Origin of the sequence: Phyllobacterium sp. CCNWLW183, from assembly GCF_037203775.1 — a bacterium.
GTDB classification, from domain to species: Bacteria; Pseudomonadota; Alphaproteobacteria; order Rhizobiales; family Rhizobiaceae; genus Phyllobacterium; species Phyllobacterium ifriqiyense.
Map to the genome: position 1 here is coordinate 766,239 of NZ_JBBCBN010000001.1, position 25,339 is coordinate 791,577.

Below are 25,339 nucleotides of genomic sequence, written 5' to 3' on the forward strand. Positions count from 1 at the left end.
ATGGCAACCGCAACCCGGGCGAGTTTGAAAAACATTCTCGCCCGGCGGCTGCGCCTCCTTGCCTATGCCATCGCGTCCATCACCGTGATTGTGGGCTCAGCTTTCGCGGCAGAGCATGTCCGGCACTATTTCAACAGGGCCGCCAATAATGAGCGTTCTGTACTGGCTGAAATTCTCGCGCAGCCCATTTGCAGCGGCGTGCCAGCAAATGGAGCCAAACCCATCCAGCTAACTGATGCGAGCTATAAAAAATCCTCCGGACAATGAAAATCGCTTGAGTTTCTTCGATATGGTTGGTTAAATCATTCACATGGTTCGCTGATCAAGCGCCAAAACCCTCCCCCCCAAATTCCCTTAAAGCTAGTGGCGTTCCGCGTCTGCTGTTCGTAAATCTATGAAGCTGATAGCCGTGAGCGCGCGTCAGCAGGAGCTATCCATGCACATTCTAAATGAAAGGTTTGTCGTCCTCACAGGCGGCCCGGGCTCAGGAAAAACAACTCTCATTGAAGAGCTGAAACAACGCGGTCACGCTGCCTCGGTCGAAGCTGGGCGAGCGATTATCCAGCAGCAAACAAGCATTGAAGGACCAGCGCTTCCTTGGAAAGACCCTGCCCTTTTCTCCGAACTGATGCTTTGTTGGGAACTGCGATCTTACGAGATTGCACAAGAAGTAGATGGGATGATCTTTTTCGATCGCGGCATCCCGGACATCGCAGGATATCTGCAACTATCGCAGCTTGCGGTGCCCGCACATGTTCAAAACGCTGCCGAACAATACCGGTATAACCCGCTGGCTTTCATACTGCCCCCTTGGGAAGAGATCTTTGAGCAAGATAGGGAACGCAAACAAACATTTGCGGAGGCTGTCCGGACCTATCATGCCATGGTGAAAGCCTATGGGCATTTTGGCTATGACCTGATCGAAGTGCCTCGATTGCCAGCCAGTCACCGGGCCGACTTTATCCTTGAGCACCTATCATGAAAAAGGCCCGGATTTGCATCCGGGCCTTTTTGCAGATCTGAAACTCAGAATTACTCGGCAGCAGCACCGACTTCAACAGGACGGCGGCCGATCGTCAGTTGTGTGACGGCGAAAGCTATCACGGCGCACATGGCAATACCGGCGGCCATCGGCAGTGGCTTGCCTGTGAAGAAAAGCGCCGCAACAATCATGGCGATGATCGATATCACGAACTGCAAAGTACCCAACAGAGCCGACGCGGAACCGGCAATTTCTCCGTGCTCTTCCAATGCAAGAACACCGGTTGTCGGGATAACAAGGCCGAGGAAGCCATAGCCGACAAAGAGGAATGCAGCCAGAACCGGCAATTGATCAAAGCCGGCGCCCATGACAACAACCATGGCGGCCAATGTTATGCCAAAGCCCGTAACTGCCATACGCATGACACGCACCAGACCAAAGCGGCTGCCAAGCCAACCGGTCAATTGCGACACGGTGAAAAACGAAACCGCGTTGATCGAGAAAGCAATACTATATTGCGTTGGTGTCAGGCCGTAGTGGTCAATCAAGACGAAAGGCGAGTTGGCAAGATAGACGAGGAAGCTCGCAATGCCAAAACCGCCAATCATCGACAAGACCATAAAGTTGCGATCACGCAGCAGAATTCCGTAAGCAGTGAGCGCACTACGCAAGCTACTTTCCGCACGCGCTTCCTTTGGCCGGGTTTCTTCAAGCTGTGTTGACAGCAAAACCAGACCGATAAGGGCGGCAATCATTACGGCCCAGAATACGCCGCGCCATCCAAAAAAGTGAATAACCGCACTGCCTGTCAACGGCGCTAGAATAGGAGAAATGCTGAACACCAGCATCAGCAGCGACATAAGGCGAGCGGCCTGAACGCCAGTATGCATGTCACGTACAACAGCGCGTGGAATGACCATACCTGCTGCACCGCCAATTCCCTGCAGGAAGCGGAATGCGACCAGCGTCTCAATATTTGTTGCCAGGGCGCAGCCAATACTGGCTACCGTAAACAGACCGATCCCCATATAGAGAGGTAGCTTGCGACCCCACATATCCGAGAGCGGACCATAGACGATCTGGAAGAGGGCAAAGGACAGGAAAAAGGCCAAAAGACTCATTTGCACGGCATTTTCACCCGCCGCCAGATCGGCACCGATGAATGGAAGCGCAGGCAAATACATATCGATCGCAAAAGGACCGATGGCCGACAGCAATCCAAGGATGATTGCATAACGTAGGAAGGAGGACTTCATGGTGATGCTCTTTCAAGCAATCGCGGCACAGGAGCGCGTTGCATTTACGAATTGAACGGTCTTGATAGAGCAGGGCCGTCTCAATTTGATGAAACACCCTGCCCTATCCGAAATTTCTTCGCAGCTTCCCCCGGACAGCCAGAAATCCGGTTTTGGGCACTGCGCTAAACATGAAGGCGTCTGCTTGGGAGGAGCATGGCGCTCATGGAAAATACTGCGTCAATATATTTGGACACAGGTGTAAAATTAGACACTATTGTCTAACACGTCAAGACGCATTATCTTGGGCCTATGAAAAATCACGCGATGGCTTTAAGCCGACCATCAACTGCACGCAAAGACACCGGTCCCACACAACGCGGTCAATGTTCAAAACGTGTGTCTATTCTGGATGCCGCAGCAAATGTTTTTTGCCGGGAAGGCTTTTCCGGAGCCAGTATTGATGAAATTGCGATTGAAGCATGCGTCTCGCGCCAGACAATATATAACCACTACCGCGAAAAAGAAACGCTGTTTGTCGCAGTGATCGAAGATGTTATGGAGCGGGCAAACGCCATGCTTTTCTCTACACTTTCGACCTTTCCCGACAAGCCCGATCATCTGCAACAAGATTTGGCCGATTTCGCCATAAGGCTGACAAAAAATTGCCTGTGCAACGATGACGGAAAGTTCCTACGCAGGCTTGTCCAGTCCGAGGGCGAGAGATATCCGCATTTGTTCGAAGGATGGCGCCAGCACGGTCCATGCAAAATAAGCACGACGCTTGGCGCGCTGTTTGCAAAGCTCGCCCACAAGGGTGCATTGCGAATCGATGATTTTGACCTTGCCGCCCGCCAATTTCTGGCGCTGGTGAATGCCGATCTCCAAATGATTTATCTGTTTGGTGGCAAACCGACAGAAGAAGAACTGCAGACCGCTGCCAAAAATGCGGTTGAAACTTTTTTGCGAGCCTATGGTCCGCGCGTACAGGAAACCAGCAGCCAACCGGCTCCTGTCCTGATGGCTGTCAGCTGACTTCCACATTTGAATTGCGAAAGCGTCTACCAGCAAAGTACAATTTGCTCATTTATTGTGGTCCTTGGTTGTCTGACGCCAAGCCGCTGTAAAATTTGCCGCAAATACTCTTGATAATGCGCTTCACAGACATCGATATCCTGTTTGCTGGATATATTTGCACCCATTGCTGACAATCGGTCGCAAATGCATTAGCGATGCGCCATAATGGTCGGATACGATTTCTATCTCCGCTTGACAGGCAGGGGGGAATCCATGGGATAAGAGTGCATGCCACAAGATATGATCCGTTACGATATACTTGCCCAGGAAGCGCTTCGCGGCGTTATCCGTAAAGTGCTAGGCGAAGTTGCCAAAGCAGGCCTGCCGGGCAACCACCATTTTTTCGTCACCTTTTTGACCGGCGCACCCGGCGTGCGTATTTCGACGCGGCTTCACGAAAAATATCCGGAACAGATGACGATTGTCCTTCAACATCAATTCTGGGACATGCAGGTCACAGACACCCATCTTGAAGTCGGCCTATCGTTTGGCGATGTGCCGGAGAAACTCGTCGTGCCATTCTCCGCGATTCGCGGTTTCTATGACCCTTCTGTAAACTTCGAGCTGGAGTTCGATGTGGAGGTTGAAGAAACCGTTGGCGACAATGACCAGGGTATCACCAGCATAGCGCCAACCGACATTGCTGACGGTCCCAAGCTCGCTTCGACCAGCGCCAAGCCAAAGCCTCCGGCAAAATCCGCCAAGAAACCGGCCAAGCCATCCGGAAAGTCGGAAGCGGCAGCCGATGCAAGCTCAGACGATAATGGCGAGAAAGCTTCTGCTTCGGTGGTATCGCTCGACTCCTTCCGCAAGAAGAAATAACGACCTCCATGGCCGAGATCGTCAACCTGCGGCAGGTCAGGAAACGCAAAGCCAAAGATGCTGGAGAACAGGTTGCGGCTCAGAACCGCATCTTGTTCGGGCGCACCAAGACTGAGAAGAAGTTCGAAACTGCATTAACCGCTAAAGCAGAGCGGTTTTTGGACGATAGCCGGCTGGAAAAGCCCTTGGACGACAAGTGAGTCTTGTCCAGAAGCGCTCGGTGACAATTCACGGGCACCGCACCAGCTTTTCGCTCGAAGATCCCTTTTATGAAATTATCACCTCCATTGCACAAACCCGCCAAATGACGCTGGCGGCACTTATCGCACAGGTCGACAACGATCGGGATCGCGACTCCAGCCTTTCATCCGCATTGCGATTATACGTATTGGCTTGGGTGCAAAGTGGCGGCATGTCTACGCAAAAATAATTCCGGCATCATGTAGGATTGGTCAGTCTTCCTTCGTCTTTCAGGCAGTTCAAATCGCAATGAAAGGGAATGACATGCCAATCAAACAAAAAATTACTCCATGCTTGTGGTTCGAAGGCAATGCCGAAGAAGCGATGGAGTTCTATTTTTCCATCTTTGAAAATGGAAAGATTCTGGAAAAGAGCTATTGGGGCAAAGGCGGCATGGGACCGGAAGGGTCTTTGCTGACCGCTCGATTTGAAATCGCCGGTCAGGAATATCTGGCGCTGAATGGCGGTCCGGAATTCAAATTCAACGAGGCCATCTCTCTTATAATCGATTGCGGATCCCAAGCTGAAATAGATGAGCTCACCGAGAAGTTGACTGCAAATGGCGGTGAAATCGGCCCATGCGGCTGGGTAAAGGACAAGTTTGGCCTGTCATGGCAGATCGTGCCTTCGGTGCTTGGTCAAATGATGCAAGACAAGGACCAGACAAAGGTTGACCGCCTTTTGGGAGCACTCCTGCAAATGCACAAGCTCGACATCAGCAAGCTGGAAGCGGCTTTTAGGGGCGAGTAAAGATCACTGAGGAACGGCATTCGGCTCGATGGTTTGCAAAAACTCATCGAGCGACTGCCGGTCAATGGCGCCTTGCGGCTGCGCTGGCGGAGGGGCGGCAGGTGGGTTCTCAAGAGCTTTGCGCGCTGCTTCCTCGGCCGCTTTTCTTTCCGCCGCCTCGCGCGCTTCCTGCTCAACCTTGAGGCGCGCGACCCTCACCCGCTCTTCCGCAAGCGCCTGAAATAACTGCGTCTCGCGACGCAAACGCTGCTTTTCCACCAGCGATGCCTGCAGTGTTTCCACTCGCTGCTGCTCGCGCTCCAGCGCGCGCTGGGTCAGGAACTGCTCAAGCGGTTGGCGATTAAAGGTGACCGCAGGGCCATGCCATGGGCCATCCAGCGTAAACTCGACTACGGGATCGGCACCGACGACAACGGTCTTTCCGGGCTCAAATGTCAGTTTGCCTTGGGAAGCCACCATCATTTCCGGGAAATTTATCCGCAAATCAGCAAAAAGCCGGGCATCCCCATTGTTTAACTGGAATGTCGATGTGCGCGCCACTCCTCCGGCAATCGTATAGGGAATTTCAGAGGCAGTTGCCTTCAACGCTCCGGCATTCAGATATTTACCAATGATCGCATCGATGGTGGCGGTTGTAACGGGCCCTTCCATGGCGTCGACATCCGCCAAAATCGGCACCAACGCTGCCGGATTAAGCGCGTTGATCGTAAGATCGCTTACCGCCACGACCCCAGAGCCAGCGATGGATTTGACCAATTCTGCCATCGACGTGCCCGTTGCATTGACGGACGCCGAAATTTTTGCCTTGCCTTGAACAGCAGCAATAGCCGTTTCCGGTTGATAGAGTTCGTCAATGCCCGCTTGATCAAGCGTGAACTGGCCCGTCGCCAAGCCGGTACCGCTTGTATTGCGAAGCTCGAACATGCCAGCCAATTTGCCGCCGAAAAGGTCACCCTTGACATCATCAAGGCGCAAAGCACCGTCTTTCAGCGTAGCACTGGTTTGAAAATTGCCTATCTCGCCTATAATCCCCGTATCGGCAGTTTCTGCGCGCAATTTGAGGTCAAAGCCCATCGGGAAAAGCGGGCTGGCAAGAAATGGTTGTTGCGGCCACTGCGACTTGCCATCGCCATCCGTACTGCCTGTGCCAAGAACAAATTGCGTGACGGCATCAAGATTAATCTGAGCGAGCGTGAGATCGCCTTGCGCATTTGGCACGCCATTGTCGAGCACGAAGCCGATGTGCCCTCCAATTTTTGTGTCGTTCACCTGCCCGCTCAGATCGGGCAGCATGAGTTTGCCATTGTTAAGGGAAAAGCTGCTGGCTGCATCAATCGGCGTGCCGTTCCCGAAGCCTGGCACGGAATAGCCTGCCGTTGCGAGATAGGCATCGATATCGCTACTCTTGAGCGATGCCCGTCCCTCCCCGTTCAGGCTACCATCCGCATAGCGGAAACTACCATCCAGTAATGCGCGACCGTCCGGCGCTTTCAAAGCGAGCTGCGTCTGAAATCCGGCATTCTGATTTCCTTTAAGGGCGATATCGGCTTCCAACTCTCCGGCAAGACCAAGCGGCAATGCTGGCAAGCCAATAAAGGCCATCAGCCCTTCGGCATGATCGGTACGCGCATTCATGGTCAGTTCGAGTGTGCGCAATTGCTCCTCATTCATGGTGCTTGTGCCGGAAAGAGTGATGTTCATCCCACCCGACTTTCCCGCGGCACTCAAGGAAAACTCATTTGTTCCAGACTTTCCATGCAGCGTATTGGCGAGGACACTCATCTGCGTATCCTCGAAAAGACCTGGGAAGCGTGATGACCGCTCCTTCATGGCAACGAGAAACGGGAAGTCCGGGAAACGCTGTGCAAGCGCATCGACAAAGGGCGCCATGTCATCCGACAGCAATGTTGCGTCAACCGACCCTGATGGCTCCGTCTTGAAGGGCTCCAGCTTGCCGGTGGCGGTGATCGTGGTGCCAGCGACACTGCCAATAGTCAGGCGATCAATATCGAACACACCTTCGCGCAGACGGAACGCCGTATCCACCGTTTCAGCGACAAATCCGCCATGGGCGACCGGTCCCGCTTTCAGGTCAACATCAAGGTCCTGCCCGTTTAATATAGCGGAACTGCCATTTGATGCATTGCTGCTGAACAATGCCGCGAAAGCCTCCAGCGCATCTGCATCGAGCGCGCCGCCTTCCAGTTTCAATTGCGTCAGCGGCAGTGAATCGCCCTTGGCGCTACGAACCAGCGTTCCCTTCAACGAGGCACCGCCGAGCGCAAGCTCAAGATTATCGACCTTCTGCAATTCATCATGCAGGCTCACATCGCCCGAGAAACCGGCACCGCGAATACGGCGAATGGAATCGTCCACTGTGTTTGTCAGCCAGACGGCAAGTCCGGAAGGTTGGCGCGATGCGACAAGCAATTTGCCATCGAAGCCGAAATTATCGCCAACCTGCAAGACGCCTTTTGCTTCAAATTGCGTACGTCCTGGCAATTCCGCCTTGAGCTGATTTATTACCCAATTACCGGCTGCGGGTGCTGCATCAATCGTTACCGAACGAATTGTCGTATCGCCGGCAACGATAGCAGGCAGTTTCAAATCTATTCTTCCGGGCATGGTCGGCACAGGAAGCTGATCCATCAAACGCCGGAATATACCAAGGCGCTGAGCCGCGGTTTCAGGGTTTGCTTTGGCGTTTGCCTGCTCTGCCTCCTGATTGCCGAATGTTACTTGCTGACCATCGGCTTTCACCTCAAATCGCGGATTATCGCCATAGTCAAAATGGGCGTTGCCATTGACCACATAGGGGTCCGCCACCGGCCCCTGCTCCATATGAAACTCCGGTATGGTTATCCTGGCATGATCGGCTTCAAATTGTCCGGACAGGCGAAGACTGGAGAGCAGCGGCTTGTCTGCCGATCCTGCTTTTTCTCCTGATTTATCAGCGACTTCGTCGCGAGAACGAATGTCGATGCGGCCGGCATATTTCAACGCACCCTGATCGAGCGTTATCTGGCCGTCCGTTTCCATCGCAGCCGGAATATTGTCCGGAATGACACGCGCGTGCATTTGCAACGATCCGTCCGGTTTCAATGCGCCGGTCGAAGAGGAAACGGAGATTTTTTTGCCGTTGAAGAACAAGTTCCCGTCGAATTTCCATGGCCCGGAAAGATCGTCAGCAGACATGGTGGCATTCAAATCGGAGATTGAGCGCGTTGTCCCCGTCGAAGCATCGCGAATGATCAGCGAACCACTGTTGATCCGCAAATTCTCCAGCTTGACCTGCGTTTTCTGGAAAGGAGTGCGCGGCCGGATTGCCCAATCGACTACGCCCCCTTCACTTATCCGCACTGTCGCAGCCGGTTTTTCCAGCCGCATGTCAAATATGAGAATCTCACCGCGCAGAAAGGGAGCAAGCTCCGCATCCATGGAGAATTTCTCGATGGTCATTACCGGTTCAACGCCCGGGTCACCGACACGAACATCCGAAAAGGTAACGGATGGGAACGGCAAAAGCCGCGCACTCGCGCTTCCGGCAACAGTCACGGGACGGCCAAGCAATGTGGATGCTTCACGTTCGAACGAAGAGCGATAGCCGGCCCAGTCGACGAAATATGGCACAACCAGCGCTGCGGTCAGCAGCAGTACCAACAATCCGCCGATGAAAACAAACAAACGTGCCAGTGTCTTACTCCGATAGGTTCGCGCCAATCACCATAGAAACGACTTTATGGCAGTGCCGAGACATGACCGTTTCTATGCGCGATTTGCAATGCTTACACCATGCTTTAACACCCGGAATCAAAATGCGAACCTAAAGGCGTAAGATCTTGCCGGGATTCATGATATTCCCCGGATCGATAGCCCGCTTGATCGTTTCCATGACATCAACGGCACCGCCGAGTTCAGCGCGAAGAAATTTTATCTTCCCCTGCCCGATCCCATGTTCGCCGGTGCACGTTCCATCCATCGCGATAGCACGAAGATTGAGGCGCTCCACAAATGCCTCCACATTTTCGATTTCAGCTGGATTCTTCTCATCGAAAAGCACAAGAACATGGAAATTGCCATCACCAGCATGACCGACGATAGGTGCAATCAAGCCGCTCTTCTCAATATCCTTTTCGGTTTCGACGATGCATTCGGCCAGACGAGAAATTGGCACGCAGACATCAGTGGACAGCGATTGCTTGCCGGGCGCCAATGTCATGCAGGCAAAGTAGGAATTATGCCGGGCGGCCCAAAGTTTTTCCCGCTCCTCAACATTAGCAGTCCACTTGAATTCGCCGCCGCCATTGGCAGCTGCAATCTCTCCAAACAACTCCGCCTGCTCCGCCACACTCGTCTCGCTGCCGTGAAACTCTAGGAACAGATAAGGCGCAGGATCATAATCCAGCTTGGAGTAGGCAATCATTGCCGTCATTTCGAGCTCATTGACAAGTTCGATGCGTGCAACGGGAATGCCCATCTGGATCGTCTCAATAACCGTATTGCAGGCGCTTTCCAGATCAGGAAAAGCGCAAATGCCGCCCGAAATGGCCTGTGGGATGCCGTATAATTTCAACGTCAGCTCAACGATAATACCAAGCGTTCCCTCAGAACCAATCAAAAGCCTCGTCAGATCGTAACCGGCAGACGTCTTTTTCACCCGCTTCGACGTTGTAATAAGCCTGCCGTCCGGCATCACGGCCTTAAGAGCCAAGACATTTTCCCGCATCGTACCGTAGCGGACAGCGTTTGTTCCTGACGCGCGGGTTGCAGCCATGCCCCCAAGGCTAGCATTTGCACCAGGATCAATAGGAAAGAACAGACCAGTATCACGCAGATACTCGTTCAACTCTTTGCGTGTGACGCCCGGCTCTATAACGACATTCAAATCGTCATTATAGACTTTGAGAATACGGTTCATCCGCGAAAGATCGATTGATATGCCACCGGCCGGCGCATTCACCTGGCCTTCGAGCGAAGTTCCAGTTCCAAATGCGATAACAGGCACCTGCCATTCGCCGCAGAGGCGGACGACCTCCTGCACGTCTTCGATAGACTCGGCAAATACAACCAGATCAGGTGCCTGATTAGGCACATAACTTGTGGTATGGGCGTGCTGCTCGCGGATGGATTTTCCGCCTTGGGCATTATCGCCGAAGCGCTTTTTGAGGATGGATACTACGGTTGCAATACCGTTTTCGTTGCGCAGCAATGCACCTGCGTCTGCCAATGCCATTCCAGTTTCCAGCCTTTTGTTGGATTCTCTTCAGAACGGTATTTTTAGGCAATACACGGGCCTTGTCTAGTTGTAACTCTGCGTTACACGAAAGGCCGCAGGCGTCAGTTCTTCCGCGCCTTAATCTTCGTCATCATCATCATCATCATCATCGTCTTCACCGGGTGACCAGTCGGTTACTGCAACGAAGCGTTCCTGCTCACCAGTTTTTTCAAAAACACTGCCAACAGGCGAATCCAGAAGAGGAATAATACTCGGATCATAGTTTGCGATGGTATTAACGTCGAAGATGCCACTATTCTCGGGATCTTCCATATAGTCGTCGCTCTCAAAGCCGGAGAGGAAGCGCCAACCACTATCAAGATCATTATCAGGATCTTCGCGATACATGAAACGCACTGGATAGCCGTCAATCGTTATCGTGTCAGTCGCAATGCAACCACCATAATTGCGTATCAGTGGCCGTATTTCTTCCTTGGTGAGTCGGTAACTTTTATCCATAGCCGATTTTAGTTGATCGTCATGGACTTGGCTAGCTTCCGGAAGCGGTCAGCATATTTGCTCTTTTCCGTAGCATTGACGATGAGGATGGCGCGCACATAGCGATTGGTTTCAAACCGCGCGATCTGGGCCACGTAAAGCGCATCGCCGCTGGCGGAATCTGTCGCTGTTCCATCGATTTCGATCCATTCCGCGCCATCGACCTCGCTGCTTGTCTCGTTATCGGACTGGACATCCTTGATTCCGGTTAGCGATGCGAAGGCCTTTTTCGAAAACTCCAGCCGCGTGGCGGCCTCAGGCGCTGTATTCAGGTTTGAAGCAATAATCACCATTGGTTGCATCGAGTTGATGGCAACATCATTTGGCCCCTCGGTCAAAAGCAAGGTGGCTCCGGCAATAACACGCACGGGGCGAAAACCGGACGTATCTGCAACTTTGAAGGGCAAAGACGCAATCTGGTCCGGCAAGCTTGCGGGCGCGCGAACAACCAAAGTACGCAGAGCTTTTTCCACATCGGCATCCGACAACGCACCTTTGGCACCATCCGGTATCTGGACTGTCACCATTGCAGTTGTGCTTTCGGCACCGACAAGCACAATCCACTTGCGATATTTGACGCCAGCTGCCACCTGACTGGCGCGGATCAGTTTTGAAACAACAGCGCCCTGCACCGACCATTCCTCAGGCCCGGATATGGTTTCTATACCCGTAGCCAGTAGGCCTTCCCGATTAAACCCCGCAGCGATTGTGGCATAGGCATCAACGGGAAGTTCGGTCACGACGATAGATGTGCCCTTGGCTGGGTCTTCGAAACCGCTGAAACTGGAAGATGGTACCAAACCGGCTGGCGGAACCAAGCCAATACCTGATCCACTTGGAAAAACCGCTTCTTGCGCAAATCCGGGTTGGGCGATCACCAACAAAACAAACAAGAGGCCGAAGACCCGTCCAACAAACTGCATTTATCAAATCCTGTTTTATTAACGCACAAATAGTAAGCACAGAACGATCCGGCAAGCGATTGGTTTCGCAAGTCCGGTCGACCATTCGTATAGCTGCGTTGAATTGCTCTCAGCTCAAATTCTTCTTGAAAAACTCAACCGTGCGGCTCCATGCAAGATCGGCAGTCTTCTTGTCGTAGCGCGCAGCAGAGGTGTCGTTGTTAAAAGCATGGTTCGCACCTTCATAGACATGAATCTCAAAGGTCTTTCCATTGGCTTCAAGCGCTTTCCTGTAATCCTCAATTCCGGCATTAATCCGTGAATCGAGACCCGCATATTGCAAAAGCAGGGGGGCTTTGATCTTTGCCACGTCTTCCGATTTCGGCTGACGACCATAATAGGCTACGCCTGCCCCAAGCTGTGGCGCATTGACAGCAAGATCGTTGACCATGCCACCTCCCCAGCAGAAACCAACAGCGCCAACCTTGCCATTCGATGATTTGATTTTGGCAAGATAGTCCAGAGAGGCGACGCCCTCTGCAATCGCGGTTTTTGAATCGAGCGCGCTTATCATGCCACGGGCTTTTTCCTCGTCCTCGGGCGTCCCGCCCGCTGATGACAGAAGATCCGGCGCCATTGCCACAAAACCTTCAAGGGCCATACGCCGGGCAACGTCGCGAATATGGCCGTTTAACCCGCGATTCTCGTGGATGACGACAACTGCTGGAAGCTTACCAGACGCATCGGCAGGAACAGCCAGATAGGCCTTGATATCGCCGGAAGGCCCTGCAAATACGAGATCTTTGGTGAAGAGCCGTTTGTCTTCCGGTGAGATGATTGCAGCCTGAGCAGAATTTGCTGCGAGCATGGGAGCAATAACTGCCGCAGCAGCGCCCGAACCTGCAAGCTTTGTGAGCTTGTCCATGAAAGAGCGGCGGTCGAGCGTCAGGTGAGTATACTCATCAAACGCGTCGACCATCGCCTGTGTAATATTCGGATGCTTTGTTGGTTCGCTCATTTTACAATCCTTTTAGAGGAAATGAGCCGCCCTCCTCCAATCAAGTCCTGACACGATGCGACAGGATGCCGGTAGAAAGAGCAACACCAAGTCCCGTGATAATTGCTGCCGCAATTTCCCAGACACCGAGCGCCTCGTCAAGGAAGATGGAGCCACCCACAGCAGCAAGCACCGGAGTGAGCGCGCTGAACGCGGCAGCCTGACTGCCACCAAGCGAGCGAACGGCTATTCCGTAGGCAAGCATAGCAGCCAGCCCGGAGAGCACACCCTGGCTCAAAAACTGCAAGCCGATTTCAGACAGCGGTACATCCATGATCGTTGTGCCGAAAAAAGCAGCCAGCACCAGATGGATGATGAATGACCAGACAGCAATCAAAGCGCCACCCTGCAGAGCAGTCAGACCTGAACGCTTGAAAGCGTGGGTATAACCAGCCCATAGCAATGCGCCGAATGGCAGAAACACAAAGCTTACCCATGAAATCTGATGGCTGCCGATGGCTAGCGTCAGCAGAATGGCAAGCCCGGCAACAATGGCAGCAAGGCCGAGCCAGCGTGCAGCATCCGGGCGTTCGCCGAACAGGACAACCCCGATCAGTGCGGCTGCAAGGGGCATTGAACCGCCGAGCAGCACGCCTACGGCGGCGGCGGGCGTCGAATGAATGGCGAAGGTGGTGATCTGGAAGAACAATACGCCCGCGCCACAAACCATGATTGCGAGCAACGCCAAGGGAACATTGCGGGGCAGCAAGCCCGTCTTCAGCCAGACCGGCGCCAGCACCAGCGCGGGAAGACCGTAACGAATGAGCCCAAGATCGATAGTACCAAGATGCGTACCGCTGGAATGGCGGGTGGCAATGATCCACGTTGCCCAGATGAAGACCGTAACCAAAGCGCCGGCATAACCGGGAGCCAGAGAGGCAGATTTGTTGATTTCGGGTGAGATCGCAACCATTGAAATATCCTTTCAGATTAGTCTGAATGTGTTTCCATGGGAGCAATATAGAGCGAATGCCTCTGGCATGTCCTTGCAAGTTGATGCCACTTAACCTATGATTTCAGCTACTTTCGATAAGATTCAACTTTGTTAAAGGCAGAATATGCCAAATCTTGATAAATTCGATATTGGTATTCTTGAGGCACTGCAAGGCGATGCGCGGGCCACAAATGTCGAGATTGCAGAAAAGGTGAATCTGTCACCTTCTCCTTGCCTGCGGCGCATCCGAAATCTGGAAAAGTCCGGCGTCATTCGAGGTTACCGCGCCGATATTGATCGCAAGGAAGTCGGGCTTGGACTGACCGTCTTCGTGGAAATAAAGGTGGGACAGCACAGCAAGGCAAACTCCGAACTTCAGCAAGCGGCTTTGATCGCCATGCCGGAAGTGACCGGCGCGTTCCTTATTTCAGGAACCGCGGATTTTCTTGCTGAGGTGGTGGTGGAAGATCTCTCCGCCTATGAGCGGTTTCTTACGGAAAAACTGCTGGTCCTGCCCGGCATATCGGACATTCGCTCAAACTTTGCCATTCGCACAATCAAGACCAACAGTCCCTTGAAACTACCGCGCGCTAAAATTTGATCATATCTGCACGAATGTTTCGCGTGGTTCCCGTCTTTCCCAGCTACTCACGAAAAGGCTTCTCGCTGGGATTAATCGACCATTCGCCTCACACTCATTTTGGCAGAGTATAGGCGATGACATAATCCCCCGGCTTTGTGCCGACCGAACCATGGCCACCCGCAACAATGACCACATATTGCTTGCCATCATCCAAGGAGAAGGTCATCGGCGTTGACTGGCCACCGGCAGGAAGGCGAGCCTCCCAAAGCTGCTTGCCATCAGTCACGTTATAGGCGCGCAGATAATCATCAACCGCGGCCCCGAGAAACGCAACGCCACCGGCTGTGATGATCGGACCGCCAATGCCCGGCACCCCAACCTTGAATGGCAATGGCACTGGCGAGGAATCCCGCACAGTGCCATTGCGGTGCTTCCAAGCGATCTTGCCCGTGCGCAGATCGGCACCGGCGACATAGCCCCATGGCGGCGACTGGCAAGGCAGGCCAAGCGGTGAAACAAATGGACCCATCACCACCGCGTAAGGAGCGCCCTCATTGCGGTTAAGCCCCTGCTCGCTACCCTTGGTGCCAACGCCGGGCGGAGGCACATCGGCGCGTGGCACAAGACGCGAGGTAAAGGCAAGATATGTCGGCATGCCGAACATGATCTGCCGTTCCGGGTCAACTGCGACGCCGCCCCAGTTGAACACGCCAAAATTACCCGGATAGACGAGTGATCCTTGCAATGATGGCGGAGTATAGCGCCCTTCATACCGCAATTTCAGGAATTCGATCCGGCAGACGAGCTGGTCGAACATGGACACGCCCCACATATCCTTGCCCGTCAAAGGTGGCGGCGAGAATGTCAGGTCCGAAATCGGCTGCGTGGGAGAGGTAAAGTCACCCTCGATAGCGCCTGTCGGCGCGGGAATTTCCTTGATCGGAATGATCGGCTCGCCCGTACGGCGGTCGAGAACATAGAGATCGCCCTGCTTGGTTGGTCCTACCAGTCCCGGCACTGTGCCATTGACCGTATTGATATCAACCAGCGTTGGTTGTGCAGGAACATCCATGTCCCAAAGATCATGATGGACAGTCTGGCGCACCCAGCGCATCTGACCGGTATTAAGATCAAGCGCAACGATTGAGGACGAGAATTTCTCCACATTTGCGGAGCGCCCAGCACCAAGCTGGTCAGGTGTCTGATTTCCAAGAGGTACATAGATCAGACCAAGCTTTTCATCGGCACTGGAAACAGACCAGCTATTGGGAGAATTATGCGTGTAGGTCTGTCCATCCGGCAAAGGTGTCGTTACATCCGGATTGCCGGAATCCCAGTTCCACACAAGCGCGCCAGTATTGATATCGAAAGCGCGGATGACACCGGACTGTTCCTTCGTCGAATAATTATCATTGACCGCGCCACCGATTATGATCTTTCCCGCCGCAACAACGGGCGGCGATGTGGAATAGTAATAGCCTGCGGGGTTATAGGGCATGCCTTTTTCAAGATGCAGCGTGCCCTTGTCAGCAAAGGACGAACAAATCTGGCCATTGGCCGCATCAAGCGCAATCAAACGCGCGTCGGACGTCGGCAGATAGACGCGTTCGGCACAAGGCTGGCCTGGCGTGGCAGCAGGATCGGCATAATAGGAAACACCGCGGCAGGTCTGGTGCTGACGATCGGGATTCATGCCGGAATTGGAATCAAACTTCCACTTTTCCTTGCCTGTTGCCGCATCAAGCGCGATGGCCCAATTGTGCGGCGTGCAGATAAAAAGTGTATCGCGAACCTTGAGCGGCGTTACCTGATAAGTCGTCTCGCCAACATCTTCCGGCAACTTGACGTCGCCAGTTTGATAGGTCCAGGCGACTTGCAGCTTGTCAACGTTTTCGGTGGTGATCTGCTTCAACGGTGAATAACGCTGACCATAGGGCGTACGCCCATATTGGTGCCAATCGCCCTCCGGCATATTGCCGCCCAGATCGACAGTATCCGAGACAATTTCCCTGCTCAATTCACCCGTAATTTGCAAAGGATCCTGGGTCATCGAATAGCCTGCGACAACCAGCGCCACAACGACAGCAACGGACAACGACAGAGCCGGAACAGCGGAGGAAGAACCAGAACCGCTTGCAGATGAATTCAAGCCCCGTCTGATCCATGGTGTGAGCAGCCACAGGCCAAGGATCATGATGACGCCGCCGCGTGGCGCAAGCTGCCACCAGTCGAAGCCGATTTCCCAAATGGCCCAGCCAAGCGTTCCTACCACCAGCAGAGCATAAAGCAGCAGAGCGGATAACCGCCTACGGAAGAGCAGAAAAGCAACCACAAGGAACGCAAGCGCAGCAATGATATAATACCAACTGCCGCCCAGGACAGCGAGCCATACACCGCCGACGCCAAGAGCCGCGCCAATGAGAAGGAAAATGAGTGCCGTGAGAGTGATTGCCATGAGGAAAGTCCCTTTCCGATCTCAATCAAAACCAGATGATCCTGACATGAGGCGACGAATGTTGCCATCGGCTGTCAAAACCTTGAAGTCACGAGTCATTAATCAAAATGGGTAGGCTCATAAATCGAGTGACGCAATATCCTGACTTGATATTTCAACCGCCCACTTCAATTGAAAGTGGGGGGCTAATTGCAATTGTTCTCTTTTTGTATCGCATTTTTCTGGTTTTTCGGTACCGAATCACTACATTGGGTTCAAATGTCTGGATTACCTGACGATATTCCGTTTTTCGACGAACCTGATGCGCCCCGCCAGCCTTCGGGCATAGCTGCACGCGCCATGCAGGCGCGTAGTGCACCACCTTATCTCAATGGACTTAACCCCGAACAGCGACTGGCGGTTGAAACCACCGAAGGGCCTGTACTCGTTCTGGCTGGTGCTGGCACTGGCAAAACACGGGTTCTGACTTCCCGTATTGCGCATATCCTTTCGCTCGGCAAAGCTTGGCCAAGCCAGATACTCGCCGTCACCTTCACGAATAAAGCAGCACGCGAGATGAAGGAGCGCATTGGCGTTCTCGTCGGCGGTGCTGTCGAAGGCATGCCATGGCTCGGCACGTTCCACTCCATCGGCGTCAAGCTATTGCGCCGCCATGCGGAACTCGTGGGGTTGCGCTCCGATTTCACCATTCTGGATACGGATGATGTCATAAGGCTGATCAAGCAGATCATTCAGGCGGAAGGGCTGGACGACAAGCGCTGGCCCGCCAAACAATTTGCATTGATGATTGATGGCTGGAAGAACAAAGGGCTCGGACCTTCCGAAATTGCTGAAGGCGATGCCCGGTCGTTTGCCAATGGTAAGGGCCGAGAACTTTACACCGCCTACCAGAACCGTCTGAAAACATTGAATGCCTGCGATTTTGGCGATTTGCTATGCCATCCAATCCGGATGTTCCGCGCCTATCCCGATATCCTCAAGGAATATCACGCCAAGTTCCGCTATATTCTCGTCGACGAGTATCAAGACACCAATACCGCGCAATATATGTGGCTGCGCCTGATCGCGCAGGGTTCGAAGAATGTCTGCTGTGTCGGCGATGATGACCAGTCGATCTATGGCTGGCGCGGGGCAGAGGTAGACAATATTCTACGCTTCGAAAAGGATTTCCCGGGCGCAGTCGTGATCCGGTTGGAGCGCAATTATCGCTCTACCGCGCATATTCTTGGCACCGCATCACATCTCATTTCCCATAATGAGGGACGGCTTGGCAAAACGCTTTTCACCGATGCCCCAAACCCGGAAGATGCCAAGGTCAATGTGCATGCCGGCTGGGATTCCGAGGAAGAGGCTCGGGCAGTCGGCGAAGAGATCGAACAAGCGCAGCGCAAAGGCCACAATCTCAATGATATTGCCATTCTTGTGCGCGCTTCCTTTCAGATGCGCGAGTTTGAAGACCGCTTTGTCACGCTAGGTCTGAATTACCGCGTTGTCGGTGGTCCACGCTTTTACGAGCGCATGGAAATACGCGATGCGCTGGCCTATTTCCGCGTTGTTGCGCAGGGTTCCGACGATCTGGCGCTGGAGCGCATTATCAATAATCCCAAGCGCGGTCTTGGCGAAGCTGCAATCCGGCAGGTGCATGATTATGCCCGCGCCAAGGACATCGGCATGCTTGATGCAGCCGCAGATCTTGTTGAAACTGAGGAGTTGAAGCCCAAACCGCGCTCGGCTTTACGCGAAGTGGTGGAAAATTTCCGGCGTTGGCAGTCGCAAATTGATTCCGTACCCCACACGGAACTGGCGGAAAAGATTCTCGACGAATCCGGTTATACCGCCATGTGGCAGGCAGACCGCTCAGCCGAAGCGCCGGGTCGCCTCGAAAACCTTAAAGAGCTTATCCGCTCTATGGAAGAATATGAATCACTGCGCTCTTTCCTTGAGCATGTCGCGCTGGTCATGGATGCTGAGCAGAACGAAAATCTTGATGCTGTAAACATCATGACACTGCACTCGGCAAAGGGGCTGGAATTTGAAACGGTCATTCTTCCCGGCTGGGAGGAGGGTCTGTTTCCGCATCAGCGTGCGCTGGATGAAGGGGGACGCTCCGGGCTGGAAGAAGAGCGCCGTCTTGCCTATGTCGGCCTGACGCGCGCCAAGAAAAACCTGCATATCTGGTTTGTTTCCAACCGCCGTATCCATGGTCTGTGGCAATCCACCATCCCTTCCCGCTTCCTTGAAGAACTCCCCGAAGCGCATGTTGAAGTAATCGCCGGTGGCGATAGCTATGGTGGATATGGCGGGCGCGGCGGCTACGGCCAATCGCGCTTTGATCGCGCCGATCCTTTTGAAAACAGCTACTCAACGCCCGGTTGGCAAAGAGCCCAGCAGAACCGCTCAGACGCAACACGCAATAATTGGGGCTCGCGGTCAGGCGCACGTGTGGAGCGCATAGGCTATGGCGAGACGGATTCCGGCCATGGCGCAGGGCGCGGCTCGGTTAAAGGACGCATGATTGATGGCGAACTCGTCGCCAAATCCGTCAGTGAAACGCCATCAAATTTCGATGTTGGCGACCGTGTATTCCATATCAAATTCGGCAATGGCAATGTCTCATCCATCGAAGGCAACAAGCTGACGATCGACTTCGACAAGGCCGGACAAAAACGCGTGCTGGATAGTTTCGTGAAGGGGATTTGAACGGTTATCCCGCACAAAGAACATTGGGCATTTCATCCCATGTTTTTCCCTTATAAAGTCGCCCCGTCTTCTTTTTATTCACGCCCCCCCATTGTTTGAAGAAGAAAGCAGTTCCGAAGCTATCACAAGACGTTTTGATTTCATCCACCCAGTCAATATCCATTGGGCGAGCGCCTGGTCCCGATTCTCCTCCAACGATGGCCCAATCTATCTCGGTCAGATCTGCTCCTTTGACACTTCCCAATAGCGGCTCAAACGAAATAAACCTCACCGCTGCAGGGGCTTTGCGCAGACTGTCGATCCTATGTAAATACTTTCCATTCTCTACAGACGTTCCAAGCCAAACATTCTCGAGTATCGGCAACTCGCGTTCGCTCAGGATTCGCGCCATGTTATCGGGTCGTTTCGTTAGTATCTGGAATATATGCCAATGCGCATCGGCCATAACATCCCATACTCTCTCAATAAAATCAGCGGGCACACCATCTTGAAACAAATCTGACATCGAATTTACAAATATCATTCGCGGTTTGTTCCACGATCGTGGTGCAGTAAGCATTCGTTCATTGAGAATTACTTTACCTGTCCATACCGAGCGTTTTCCGCTCTTTCGAGTTGTGCCCTTATAGTGCCCATGGCCCATGGATTCCAGACGTGCAGCCATCCTCATGGCATAACAATTTGTGCAACCAGGGGAAATAATAGTGCAACCCGAAACAGGATTCCAAGTTGCGTCGGTCCATTCTATATCTGATAGGCCAGCCATTACTTCCTCGTCATGATTTCGTGAGCTACTTTCTGAGCGAGGCCCTTTGCTGTACTGGCGGGATTTGAGCAAGCAAACAACAGTGAGAAATTATGTCGACCATCCCGCCCAAGCGGCAGCCAACTTTGCGAAACACCACCACCAAATATCATTCCCATTTTTTTAATCATATAGCGAGTGATTCCTTCTGCTGTGGCGATCTTCCTAGTGACTGTCAAATCGTCGGAAAAAAGATCTGGTTTGGTCTCTAAAGCCACACACTCTTCACGCCACTCCCCTCCTCCGAACATGCGATCAAGTGAGGCTTCAGCATCCGATACTATATCGCCAGCATTTTTTATCTGCCGCGCAACCCCCAAACCTGCTGGAAAGAGATACCAAAGGTCAATCTTTCTCGTTGCGGCAATGGCCTCAAGAGTATTCCAATTAACCTGATTGCCGAAAGGATCTAGAAATACTAGTGCACGATCGTTCCTTTCTAAAGACTCGCAAAATTTTAATGTCACCTCATTAGCATCGCCCTGCTGAATATCAATGCGATTTGCCAGTGATACAAATTCACTCTGCAGATCACGTAGAGACACAGCGTTTTTTCGTTTTAAATCTGCAAACACGTATCGATCAAATGGGCGACTTATACTTAATGCTCTGCGAGCTGAGCCCATTATAACATTATCAATATCTTGGGTACCTGCAATAAGTGGCAAGTCCGAGGAATAGGGTATCTCTCCTGTGCCGGCAAATGCATCTAGATAGTGAAGGTTGAAGTAACTTGGCAAAGCCTTCGTGAAAAAACTGGCATAGCCAGCTACAGTTTCAAGTTTCTTTACTGTTCCAGAACTTCCAAATGGTTTTTGCGACATTTAAAAATACCTCAAAAGATAGAAATTTTGCCAAAGTGACATATATAAAATTAATGCACCACTAATCACATAGTCTTAGACATTACCCTCTCCCTGAACGCTGCCATGTCCCAAGCGGGTCCGGGGTCTGATTTGCGACCGGGAGCAATATCGTCATGGCCTATAATATCTTCGATCTTATAGGCGGCGCATATTGCCCGCGCTGCCGCTTGCGCTGTTTCAATCTGCGCCTTGGTAAAAACTTCCCAACCACAATCCGGCACACCGAATTTGTGGCGCGCCTCGATAATATTGGAATGAACAACATCAACGCCCGTCCATGAAATCCAGCGGTCCTCAATTTTCTTGAGTGGCCCCCAATTTTCCATTTCCATGCCGATCGAGGAATTGTTCAAGCCGGAATAGAGCACGCTATTTTTTCCCGTCCATTGGCTCTTGCCCGCGTGCCACGCTACCCTATTGAAAGGAACACATTGCTTTACAGTCCCGTCACGACGGATAACCATATGGGCCGAAACCTTGGCCGATTTTCTAGCGAAATAGTTGGCAATATCCGAGTCAGGACCGCTGGCCGTATAGTGAATGATCAGAAATTTCGGGGAAAGCTGCCCACCAATATTGGGCGATGGGATGAAGGGAATCGCACTGGATCCGACATGTAGTCTGTGGCTTTTAACCGCGAAATTCATGAAAAAATTCCTCAAAACAATATAAGTATCCATATAATAAGTTTTAATTCCTATTCGTCAATGAAAAAGATGCCGCTTGTAGCGGCACCTTTCAGGTTTTCTGATTATTCCGGCTTGCCCTTTGTCCAGGTAGCATTGCCTGCAAATAGCGGGATTGTGGATATGGATGTTTTGGCCGAACCATCCTGAACCTGACTGGCATGAGCCAGATAAATCAGTGTGTTGTTCGCCTTGTCATAAATGCGGGTGATAATGAGCTTCTTCCAGATCAGGCTGGTGCGCTCCGAAAACACGCGTTCGCCGCCCTCATCCAGTTCAATATCACCGATCACGACCGGACCAGTCTGCTGGCATGAAATAGAAGCATTGGACGGATCTTCGAACCAGTTACCCTTTTGCAGCCGATCAATGACGCCGCGTGAGAACGAGGCGAGATGGCAGGTAACGCCCTGCACTTTCGGATCCGTCACAGCATCAATGACAATATCATTGCCCAGCCAATCGACGCCGACTTTACCCACCTCTTCCGCATGGGAGGGCAATATAGAGGCGGCCAAAAGAGCCAGGGCAGCAAGACTACGCTTCATCGAAATCTCCAGAAAATTGTGGCAGAACTCATAAGCCTCAGTTGGGGACTGAGCAGGTGGAATGCAACCAGAACGAGGATGGACTGCTAACGTTCCCACTTGGCAAGAAAATCCTCGATGCTCAGTGACTGGATATCAGCAATTGCATCAAACAGAACCGTATGCGGCCAATCCCACCAGGCAAGCTTGATCAGGCGGATGGTTATCTCTTGTGAAAAGCGCGGTCGAATGGGCCTTGCAGGATTACCAGCTACGATCATATAGGGCGCGACATCTTTGGTAACGACGGCATTGGCACCAATGACCGCGCCATGACCAATAGTAATTGCTGGCATGATAACCGCGCCATGACCGATCCATACATCATGACCAATGCTGACGCGCTTTCCTTGTCTGCGCGCACGAAAATCAGCGTCTATGCCCTGAAATTTGAAAAACTCATTGGGACGATAGCTGATTTTATGGGTTGTCACCCGCTCCATAGGATGTTCGAGAGCGTTGATACGCACATTGGGAGCAATGGAGCAGAACCGGCCAATATCGGCATATATGCCCTCACTGTGACGCTCAATATAGGAAAAATCCCCCATGGTAACGTCGCGTAGGATGACGCGCTCGCCCACTTCTGCATATTTGCCAAGCTTGACGCCCTTCAGATGCGCGCTCGGATGGATGCGCGGTTGCGGGTTGAGAAGGCGAGGATCATCAGTTTCAGTCATTGCGGTTTCCCGGATCAGGTCAGTGCAATTCTTTTGCACAAATGATGCACCGTTGCCTATGGCGAAAATCCTGATAGGGGTAGCCGACACATGCCTTTCCGAAAGCAAACGCCCATGACGACCCAGACCCGCCTTTTCATTACTGCCGGCAAGGCCGAAGCCGAGCGGCTGTTTATCTTGCTGGAAAATGCTTTCGAAGATGATGGCCTGCCGATCTCCTCAGCGGAGATCGATGAGGATCGCGAGATATATGAAGTTTCGGTCTATACGTTTGAACCGGAAGAAATTGAAACTCGCATGATCGACACCGTTGGCAAGAATTGGCCCGTCGAGCGCGAACAGGTACCTGATATTGATTGGGTTGCGCATTCGCTGGAAGGCTTGAAGCCGGTGCGCGCCGGGCGATTCTTTGTGCATGGCTCACATGACCGCCACAAGCGCCGTATCAATGATCTCGGCATTGAAATCGATGCCGGGCAGGCCTTTGGTACCGGCCACCACGGCACGACATCCGGCTGTCTTGATATGATCGGCGAAGTGATCCGCCGCGAACACCCACGCAATGCGCTTGATCTGGGAACAGGAAGTGCGGTTCTGGCCATCGGCATTGCAAAGCTCGCGCCTATTCCCGTTCTGGCGACAGATATCGATCCTGTCGCTGTTGCTGTTGCACGGGAAAACGTGGTGAAGAACGGTGTTGCTTCGCGGGTTCGCACCGAAACAGCTACCGGCTTCCATCATCCGGCGATGCGCGGTTCGGCGCCCTTCGACCTGATTGTCGCCAATATTCTGGCACGGCCATTGATGATGCTCGCGCCCGAAATGCGCAAACATCTTGGCTGGGGCGGCTCGCTGATCCTTTCGGGTATTCTGGAAACCCAACGCGAAAAAGTACTCGCCGCCTATCGTGTGCAGGGGCTTTTCCACGTGAAGACCCTCCGCCGCGAAGGCTGGGTAACGCTGCATTTGAAAGCGCGCGCAACTTACTAACCCATGGGCTAAATGCTTCTTTGGTATAATTGACAGCTTTATCTCGCTATAGGAATATATAGCTTTAACGAGGATTTATTTCATGAGCGCATTATTTCCCTATCTGACTGAAATCCACCACCTCAGAAACCAAGTCGCAGCAGATAGCGCCAATCTTAAACATATGCGGCTGGCTCCACTTAATACCTTTCCCCGCATGCAAATTCGCCAGCACAATGAACTTGTCGCGGATATTGGCATTGATACCAGATTTGTGCCAATCATTTCATCACGTGCTCGCTCCTATACCAAAGAAAAGGCTGTAGTTAAAACTGCAGTGGTGCACTTTCCCGAGCAGAGGTCATATAATACTGTCCAAATTTTTTTGACTGTTCAACAATTGTTGGACAAGGCTGCCAGAACCGCAGGCCCCCTCTCCAATTTTGGCTCTTCGGCACTGCGATCCATACGCTGTTGAAGAATGAAGTGGGATAAAACCATTCGAATGACGACAGTTGCACAAGTACGTCAGGCCCTTAAACCGCTTCTCCAGCGCCATTCAGATCTGGCGTTGGCAGGGCGTCATCTCGTACTTACGCCGATCAATCACTTCACCCGTGGCGTATATCTGGCTCGCAGCGGAAATCCAAAAATCTTTGCGCCAACAATCGATGTTGGTATAATTTTTATGGGCATCGACCGATTTCACTATGGCTGGGGCAATACAAGACTTATTCACCCAATTTTTTCCAACCTTAAAGGTGATACCAACGAGCGGGCACAAGCTATTATCAAGATGGATATCAAGCCATTCTTTGGCGGCTGGCATTTTGACAACCCCGAAAATATGGAAATCATGCTGAGTGTCATTGAAGATGCCTTGGTGCCTTTGCGCAAAATAACAAAACTGGAGGAAGTGGTCGAATTCGCTTCTCGGAACGAGAATAATTTTACACCATTTGAATTTAAGTATTATGCCCGCTTGATGATGGCTACGGCTCTTGGTGACTTTGAAGAAGCTATACGCATTATGGATGGACCGGACTACCGACAGGGCGAGCTTCGCAAAGACATGATGTACTGGAACCCGACATTTTATCCCGCTTTGATTGCAGGCGACCGGCGTGAATTGGCAAAAATCTTACATGAATTAGAGGCTATAACTATTAAAAGTCTCAAATATCGAAAATACTGGGAGCCCACACCCTTTCCGCTTGAACTCAAAGACTAAAACAC

Annotated in this window: 25 protein-coding genes; 12 read left to right on the forward strand and 13 right to left on the reverse strand. The window is 52.4% G+C overall.

From position 1 onward, the window contains the following. Positions 1 to 267, forward strand: coding sequence for a hypothetical protein (locus V9K95_RS03620; protein WP_307279082.1), 267 nt, complete (start codon positions 1 to 3; stop codon positions 265 to 267). A 169-nt stretch (positions 268 to 436) separates the two neighbouring features. Further along, positions 437 to 982 (forward strand): AAA family ATPase, encoded by a 546-nt coding sequence (locus V9K95_RS03625; RefSeq protein WP_307279085.1) that lies wholly within the window; start codon positions 437 to 439, stop codon positions 980 to 982. Between the two features lie 50 nt (positions 983 to 1,032). Here the strand turns inward: V9K95_RS03625 and V9K95_RS03630 are convergent, their stop codons facing one another. Next, a complete protein-coding gene (locus V9K95_RS03630; protein WP_115052587.1) occupies positions 1,033 to 2,238 on the reverse strand; it encodes a Bcr/CflA family efflux MFS transporter in 1,206 nt (401 codons plus the stop codon). Positions 2,239 to 2,544: 306 nt separating this feature from the next. Between V9K95_RS03630 and V9K95_RS03635 the strand changes: the two genes are divergently transcribed. From V9K95_RS03635 to V9K95_RS03655, 5 genes are all read left to right on the forward strand, one after another. After that, the gene (locus V9K95_RS03635) at positions 2,545 to 3,252 is read left to right on the forward strand and encodes a TetR/AcrR family transcriptional regulator (RefSeq protein WP_307279091.1); all 708 of its coding nucleotides are present in this window, start codon (positions 2,545 to 2,547) and stop codon (positions 3,250 to 3,252) included. Positions 3,253 to 3,522: 270 nt separating this feature from the next. After that, positions 3,523 to 4,116, forward strand: a complete 594-nt coding sequence (locus V9K95_RS03640; protein WP_336439802.1) for an SspB family protein — start codon at positions 3,523 to 3,525, stop codon at positions 4,114 to 4,116. Between the two features lie 8 nt (positions 4,117 to 4,124). Then, complete coding sequence (locus V9K95_RS03645) at positions 4,125 to 4,316, forward strand: DUF4169 family protein (RefSeq protein WP_336439801.1); 192 nt, start codon at positions 4,125 to 4,127, stop codon at positions 4,314 to 4,316. Next, a complete protein-coding gene (locus tag V9K95_RS03650) occupies positions 4,313 to 4,546 on the forward strand; it encodes a ribbon-helix-helix domain-containing protein (protein WP_336439800.1) in 234 nt (77 codons plus the stop codon). Before V9K95_RS03645 ends, V9K95_RS03650 begins: the two co-directional genes overlap by 4 nt. Positions 4,547 to 4,620: 74 nt before the next feature. Further along, the gene (locus V9K95_RS03655; protein ID WP_115053247.1) at positions 4,621 to 5,106 is read left to right on the forward strand and encodes a VOC family protein; all 486 of its coding nucleotides are present in this window, start codon (positions 4,621 to 4,623) and stop codon (positions 5,104 to 5,106) included. A gap of 3 nt (positions 5,107 to 5,109) precedes the next feature. Here the strand turns inward: V9K95_RS03655 and V9K95_RS03660 are convergent, their stop codons facing one another. The 6 genes from V9K95_RS03660 to V9K95_RS03685 form a co-directional block, all read right to left on the reverse strand. Beyond that, positions 5,110 to 8,826 (reverse strand): AsmA family protein, encoded by a 3,717-nt coding sequence (locus V9K95_RS03660; protein WP_336439799.1) that lies wholly within the window; start codon positions 8,824 to 8,826, stop codon positions 5,110 to 5,112. A 103-nt stretch (positions 8,827 to 8,929) separates the two neighbouring features. Continuing rightward, positions 8,930 to 10,339 (reverse strand): FAD-binding oxidoreductase, encoded by a 1,410-nt coding sequence (locus tag V9K95_RS03665; protein WP_115052581.1) that lies wholly within the window; start codon positions 10,337 to 10,339, stop codon positions 8,930 to 8,932. 120 nt (positions 10,340 to 10,459) lie between these two features. After that, positions 10,460 to 10,840: a DUF2185 domain-containing protein gene (locus tag V9K95_RS03670; protein WP_307279108.1), complete on the reverse strand. Its 381-nt coding sequence runs from the start codon at positions 10,838 to 10,840 to the stop codon at positions 10,460 to 10,462. Positions 10,841 to 10,848: 8 nt separating this feature from the next. Further along, positions 10,849 to 11,802, reverse strand: a complete 954-nt coding sequence (locus V9K95_RS03675) for a hypothetical protein (protein ID WP_115052579.1) — start codon at positions 11,800 to 11,802, stop codon at positions 10,849 to 10,851. A gap of 109 nt (positions 11,803 to 11,911) precedes the next feature. After that, positions 11,912 to 12,799: a dienelactone hydrolase family protein gene (locus V9K95_RS03680; RefSeq protein WP_336439798.1), complete on the reverse strand. Its 888-nt coding sequence runs from the start codon at positions 12,797 to 12,799 to the stop codon at positions 11,912 to 11,914. A 40-nt stretch (positions 12,800 to 12,839) separates the two neighbouring features. Then, positions 12,840 to 13,751 carry a DMT family transporter gene (locus V9K95_RS03685; RefSeq protein WP_336439797.1) on the reverse strand — a complete coding sequence of 304 codons (912 nt, stop codon included), beginning with the start codon at positions 13,749 to 13,751 and terminating at the stop codon, positions 12,840 to 12,842. Between the two features lie 145 nt (positions 13,752 to 13,896). On the opposite strand from V9K95_RS03685, the gene V9K95_RS03690 reads away from it, so the two are divergent. Further along, positions 13,897 to 14,373 (forward strand): Lrp/AsnC family transcriptional regulator, encoded by a 477-nt coding sequence (locus tag V9K95_RS03690; protein WP_336439796.1) that lies wholly within the window; start codon positions 13,897 to 13,899, stop codon positions 14,371 to 14,373. 94 nt (positions 14,374 to 14,467) lie between these two features. On the opposite strand, the gene V9K95_RS03695 is transcribed toward V9K95_RS03690, so the two are convergent. Next, entirely contained in the window at positions 14,468 to 16,810 is a 2,343-nt protein-coding gene (locus tag V9K95_RS03695) for a glucose/quinate/shikimate family membrane-bound PQQ-dependent dehydrogenase (protein ID WP_336439795.1), read from the reverse strand. Between the two features lie 258 nt (positions 16,811 to 17,068). Between V9K95_RS03695 and V9K95_RS03700 the strand changes: the two genes are divergently transcribed. After that, positions 17,069 to 19,510: an ATP-dependent helicase gene (locus tag V9K95_RS03700; protein ID WP_115053246.1), complete on the forward strand. Its 2,442-nt coding sequence runs from the start codon at positions 17,069 to 17,071 to the stop codon at positions 19,508 to 19,510. A 4-nt stretch (positions 19,511 to 19,514) separates the two neighbouring features. Here V9K95_RS03700 and V9K95_RS03705 read toward each other — a convergent pair whose 3' ends face one another. The 5 genes from V9K95_RS03705 to V9K95_RS03725 form a co-directional block, all read right to left on the reverse strand. Then, on the reverse strand, positions 19,515 to 20,276 hold the full coding sequence (locus V9K95_RS03705) for a DUF5131 family protein (protein WP_336439794.1): 762 nt from the start codon (positions 20,274 to 20,276) through the stop codon (positions 19,515 to 19,517). Next, positions 20,276 to 21,139: a three-Cys-motif partner protein TcmP gene (tcmP, locus tag V9K95_RS03710; protein ID WP_336439793.1), complete on the reverse strand. Its 864-nt coding sequence runs from the start codon at positions 21,137 to 21,139 to the stop codon at positions 20,276 to 20,278. The genes V9K95_RS03705 and tcmP overlap by 1 nt, the downstream gene beginning before the upstream one ends. 65 nt (positions 21,140 to 21,204) lie before the next feature. Continuing rightward, the gene (locus V9K95_RS03715) at positions 21,205 to 21,828 is read right to left on the reverse strand and encodes an N-acetylmuramoyl-L-alanine amidase (protein WP_336439792.1); all 624 of its coding nucleotides are present in this window, start codon (positions 21,826 to 21,828) and stop codon (positions 21,205 to 21,207) included. Positions 21,829 to 21,932: 104 nt separating this feature from the next. After that, positions 21,933 to 22,415: a CreA family protein gene (locus V9K95_RS03720; RefSeq protein WP_115052571.1), complete on the reverse strand. Its 483-nt coding sequence runs from the start codon at positions 22,413 to 22,415 to the stop codon at positions 21,933 to 21,935. An 86-nt stretch (positions 22,416 to 22,501) separates the two neighbouring features. After that, complete coding sequence (locus tag V9K95_RS03725; RefSeq protein ID WP_336439791.1) at positions 22,502 to 23,134, reverse strand: DapH/DapD/GlmU-related protein; 633 nt, start codon at positions 23,132 to 23,134, stop codon at positions 22,502 to 22,504. 114 nt (positions 23,135 to 23,248) lie between these two features. Here V9K95_RS03725 and V9K95_RS03730 point away from each other — a divergent pair, with 114 nt between their 5' ends. The 3 genes from V9K95_RS03730 (at position 23,249) to V9K95_RS03740 (ending at position 25,334) form a co-directional block, all read left to right on the forward strand. Next, on the forward strand, positions 23,249 to 24,124 hold the full coding sequence (locus tag V9K95_RS03730; RefSeq protein ID WP_115053243.1) for a 50S ribosomal protein L11 methyltransferase: 876 nt from the start codon (positions 23,249 to 23,251) through the stop codon (positions 24,122 to 24,124). Between the two features lie 82 nt (positions 24,125 to 24,206). After that, entirely contained in the window at positions 24,207 to 24,581 is a 375-nt protein-coding gene (locus V9K95_RS03735; RefSeq protein WP_336439790.1) for a hypothetical protein, read from the forward strand. A 27-nt stretch (positions 24,582 to 24,608) separates the two neighbouring features. Continuing rightward, complete coding sequence (locus V9K95_RS03740; protein WP_336439789.1) at positions 24,609 to 25,334, forward strand: hypothetical protein; 726 nt, start codon at positions 24,609 to 24,611, stop codon at positions 25,332 to 25,334. Positions 25,335 to 25,339: the final 5 nt, after the last annotated feature.

Coding starts and splice junctions, on each gene's coding strand:
- V9K95_RS03620 (WP_307279082.1), top strand. CDS start 1: ATGGCAACCGCAACCCGGGCGAGTTTGAAAAACATTCTCGCCCGGCGG.
- V9K95_RS03625 (WP_307279085.1), top strand. CDS start 437: ATGCACATTCTAAATGAAAGGTTTGTCGTCCTCACAGGCGGCCCGGGC.
- V9K95_RS03630 (WP_115052587.1), bottom strand. CDS start 2,238: ATGAAGTCCTCCTTCCTACGTTATGCAATCATCCTTGGATTGCTGTCG.
- V9K95_RS03635 (WP_307279091.1), top strand. CDS start 2,545: ATGGCTTTAAGCCGACCATCAACTGCACGCAAAGACACCGGTCCCACA.
- V9K95_RS03640 (WP_336439802.1), top strand. CDS start 3,523: ATGCCACAAGATATGATCCGTTACGATATACTTGCCCAGGAAGCGCTT.
- V9K95_RS03645 (WP_336439801.1), top strand. CDS start 4,125: ATGGCCGAGATCGTCAACCTGCGGCAGGTCAGGAAACGCAAAGCCAAA.
- V9K95_RS03655 (WP_115053247.1), top strand. CDS start 4,621: ATGCCAATCAAACAAAAAATTACTCCATGCTTGTGGTTCGAAGGCAAT.
- V9K95_RS03665 (WP_115052581.1), bottom strand. CDS start 10,339: ATGGCATTGGCAGACGCAGGTGCATTGCTGCGCAACGAAAACGGTATT.
- V9K95_RS03670 (WP_307279108.1), bottom strand. CDS start 10,840: ATGGATAAAAGTTACCGACTCACCAAGGAAGAAATACGGCCACTGATA.
- V9K95_RS03675 (WP_115052579.1), bottom strand. CDS start 11,802: ATGCAGTTTGTTGGACGGGTCTTCGGCCTCTTGTTTGTTTTGTTGGTG.
- V9K95_RS03680 (WP_336439798.1), bottom strand. CDS start 12,799: ATGAGCGAACCAACAAAGCATCCGAATATTACACAGGCGATGGTCGAC.
- V9K95_RS03685 (WP_336439797.1), bottom strand. CDS start 13,751: ATGGTTGCGATCTCACCCGAAATCAACAAATCTGCCTCTCTGGCTCCC.
- V9K95_RS03690 (WP_336439796.1), top strand. CDS start 13,897: ATGCCAAATCTTGATAAATTCGATATTGGTATTCTTGAGGCACTGCAA.
- V9K95_RS03695 (WP_336439795.1), bottom strand. CDS start 16,810: ATGGCAATCACTCTCACGGCACTCATTTTCCTTCTCATTGGCGCGGCT.
- V9K95_RS03700 (WP_115053246.1), top strand. CDS start 17,069: ATGTCTGGATTACCTGACGATATTCCGTTTTTCGACGAACCTGATGCG.
- V9K95_RS03705 (WP_336439794.1), bottom strand. CDS start 20,276: ATGGCTGGCCTATCAGATATAGAATGGACCGACGCAACTTGGAATCCT.
- tcmP (WP_336439793.1), bottom strand. CDS start 21,139: ATGTCGCAAAAACCATTTGGAAGTTCTGGAACAGTAAAGAAACTTGAA.
- V9K95_RS03715 (WP_336439792.1), bottom strand. CDS start 21,828: ATGAATTTCGCGGTTAAAAGCCACAGACTACATGTCGGATCCAGTGCG.
- V9K95_RS03720 (WP_115052571.1), bottom strand. CDS start 22,415: ATGAAGCGTAGTCTTGCTGCCCTGGCTCTTTTGGCCGCCTCTATATTG.
- V9K95_RS03725 (WP_336439791.1), bottom strand. CDS start 23,134: ATGACTGAAACTGATGATCCTCGCCTTCTCAACCCGCAACCGCGCATC.
- V9K95_RS03730 (WP_115053243.1), top strand. CDS start 23,249: ATGACGACCCAGACCCGCCTTTTCATTACTGCCGGCAAGGCCGAAGCC.
- V9K95_RS03735 (WP_336439790.1), top strand. CDS start 24,207: ATGAGCGCATTATTTCCCTATCTGACTGAAATCCACCACCTCAGAAAC.
- V9K95_RS03740 (WP_336439789.1), top strand. CDS start 24,609: ATGACGACAGTTGCACAAGTACGTCAGGCCCTTAAACCGCTTCTCCAG.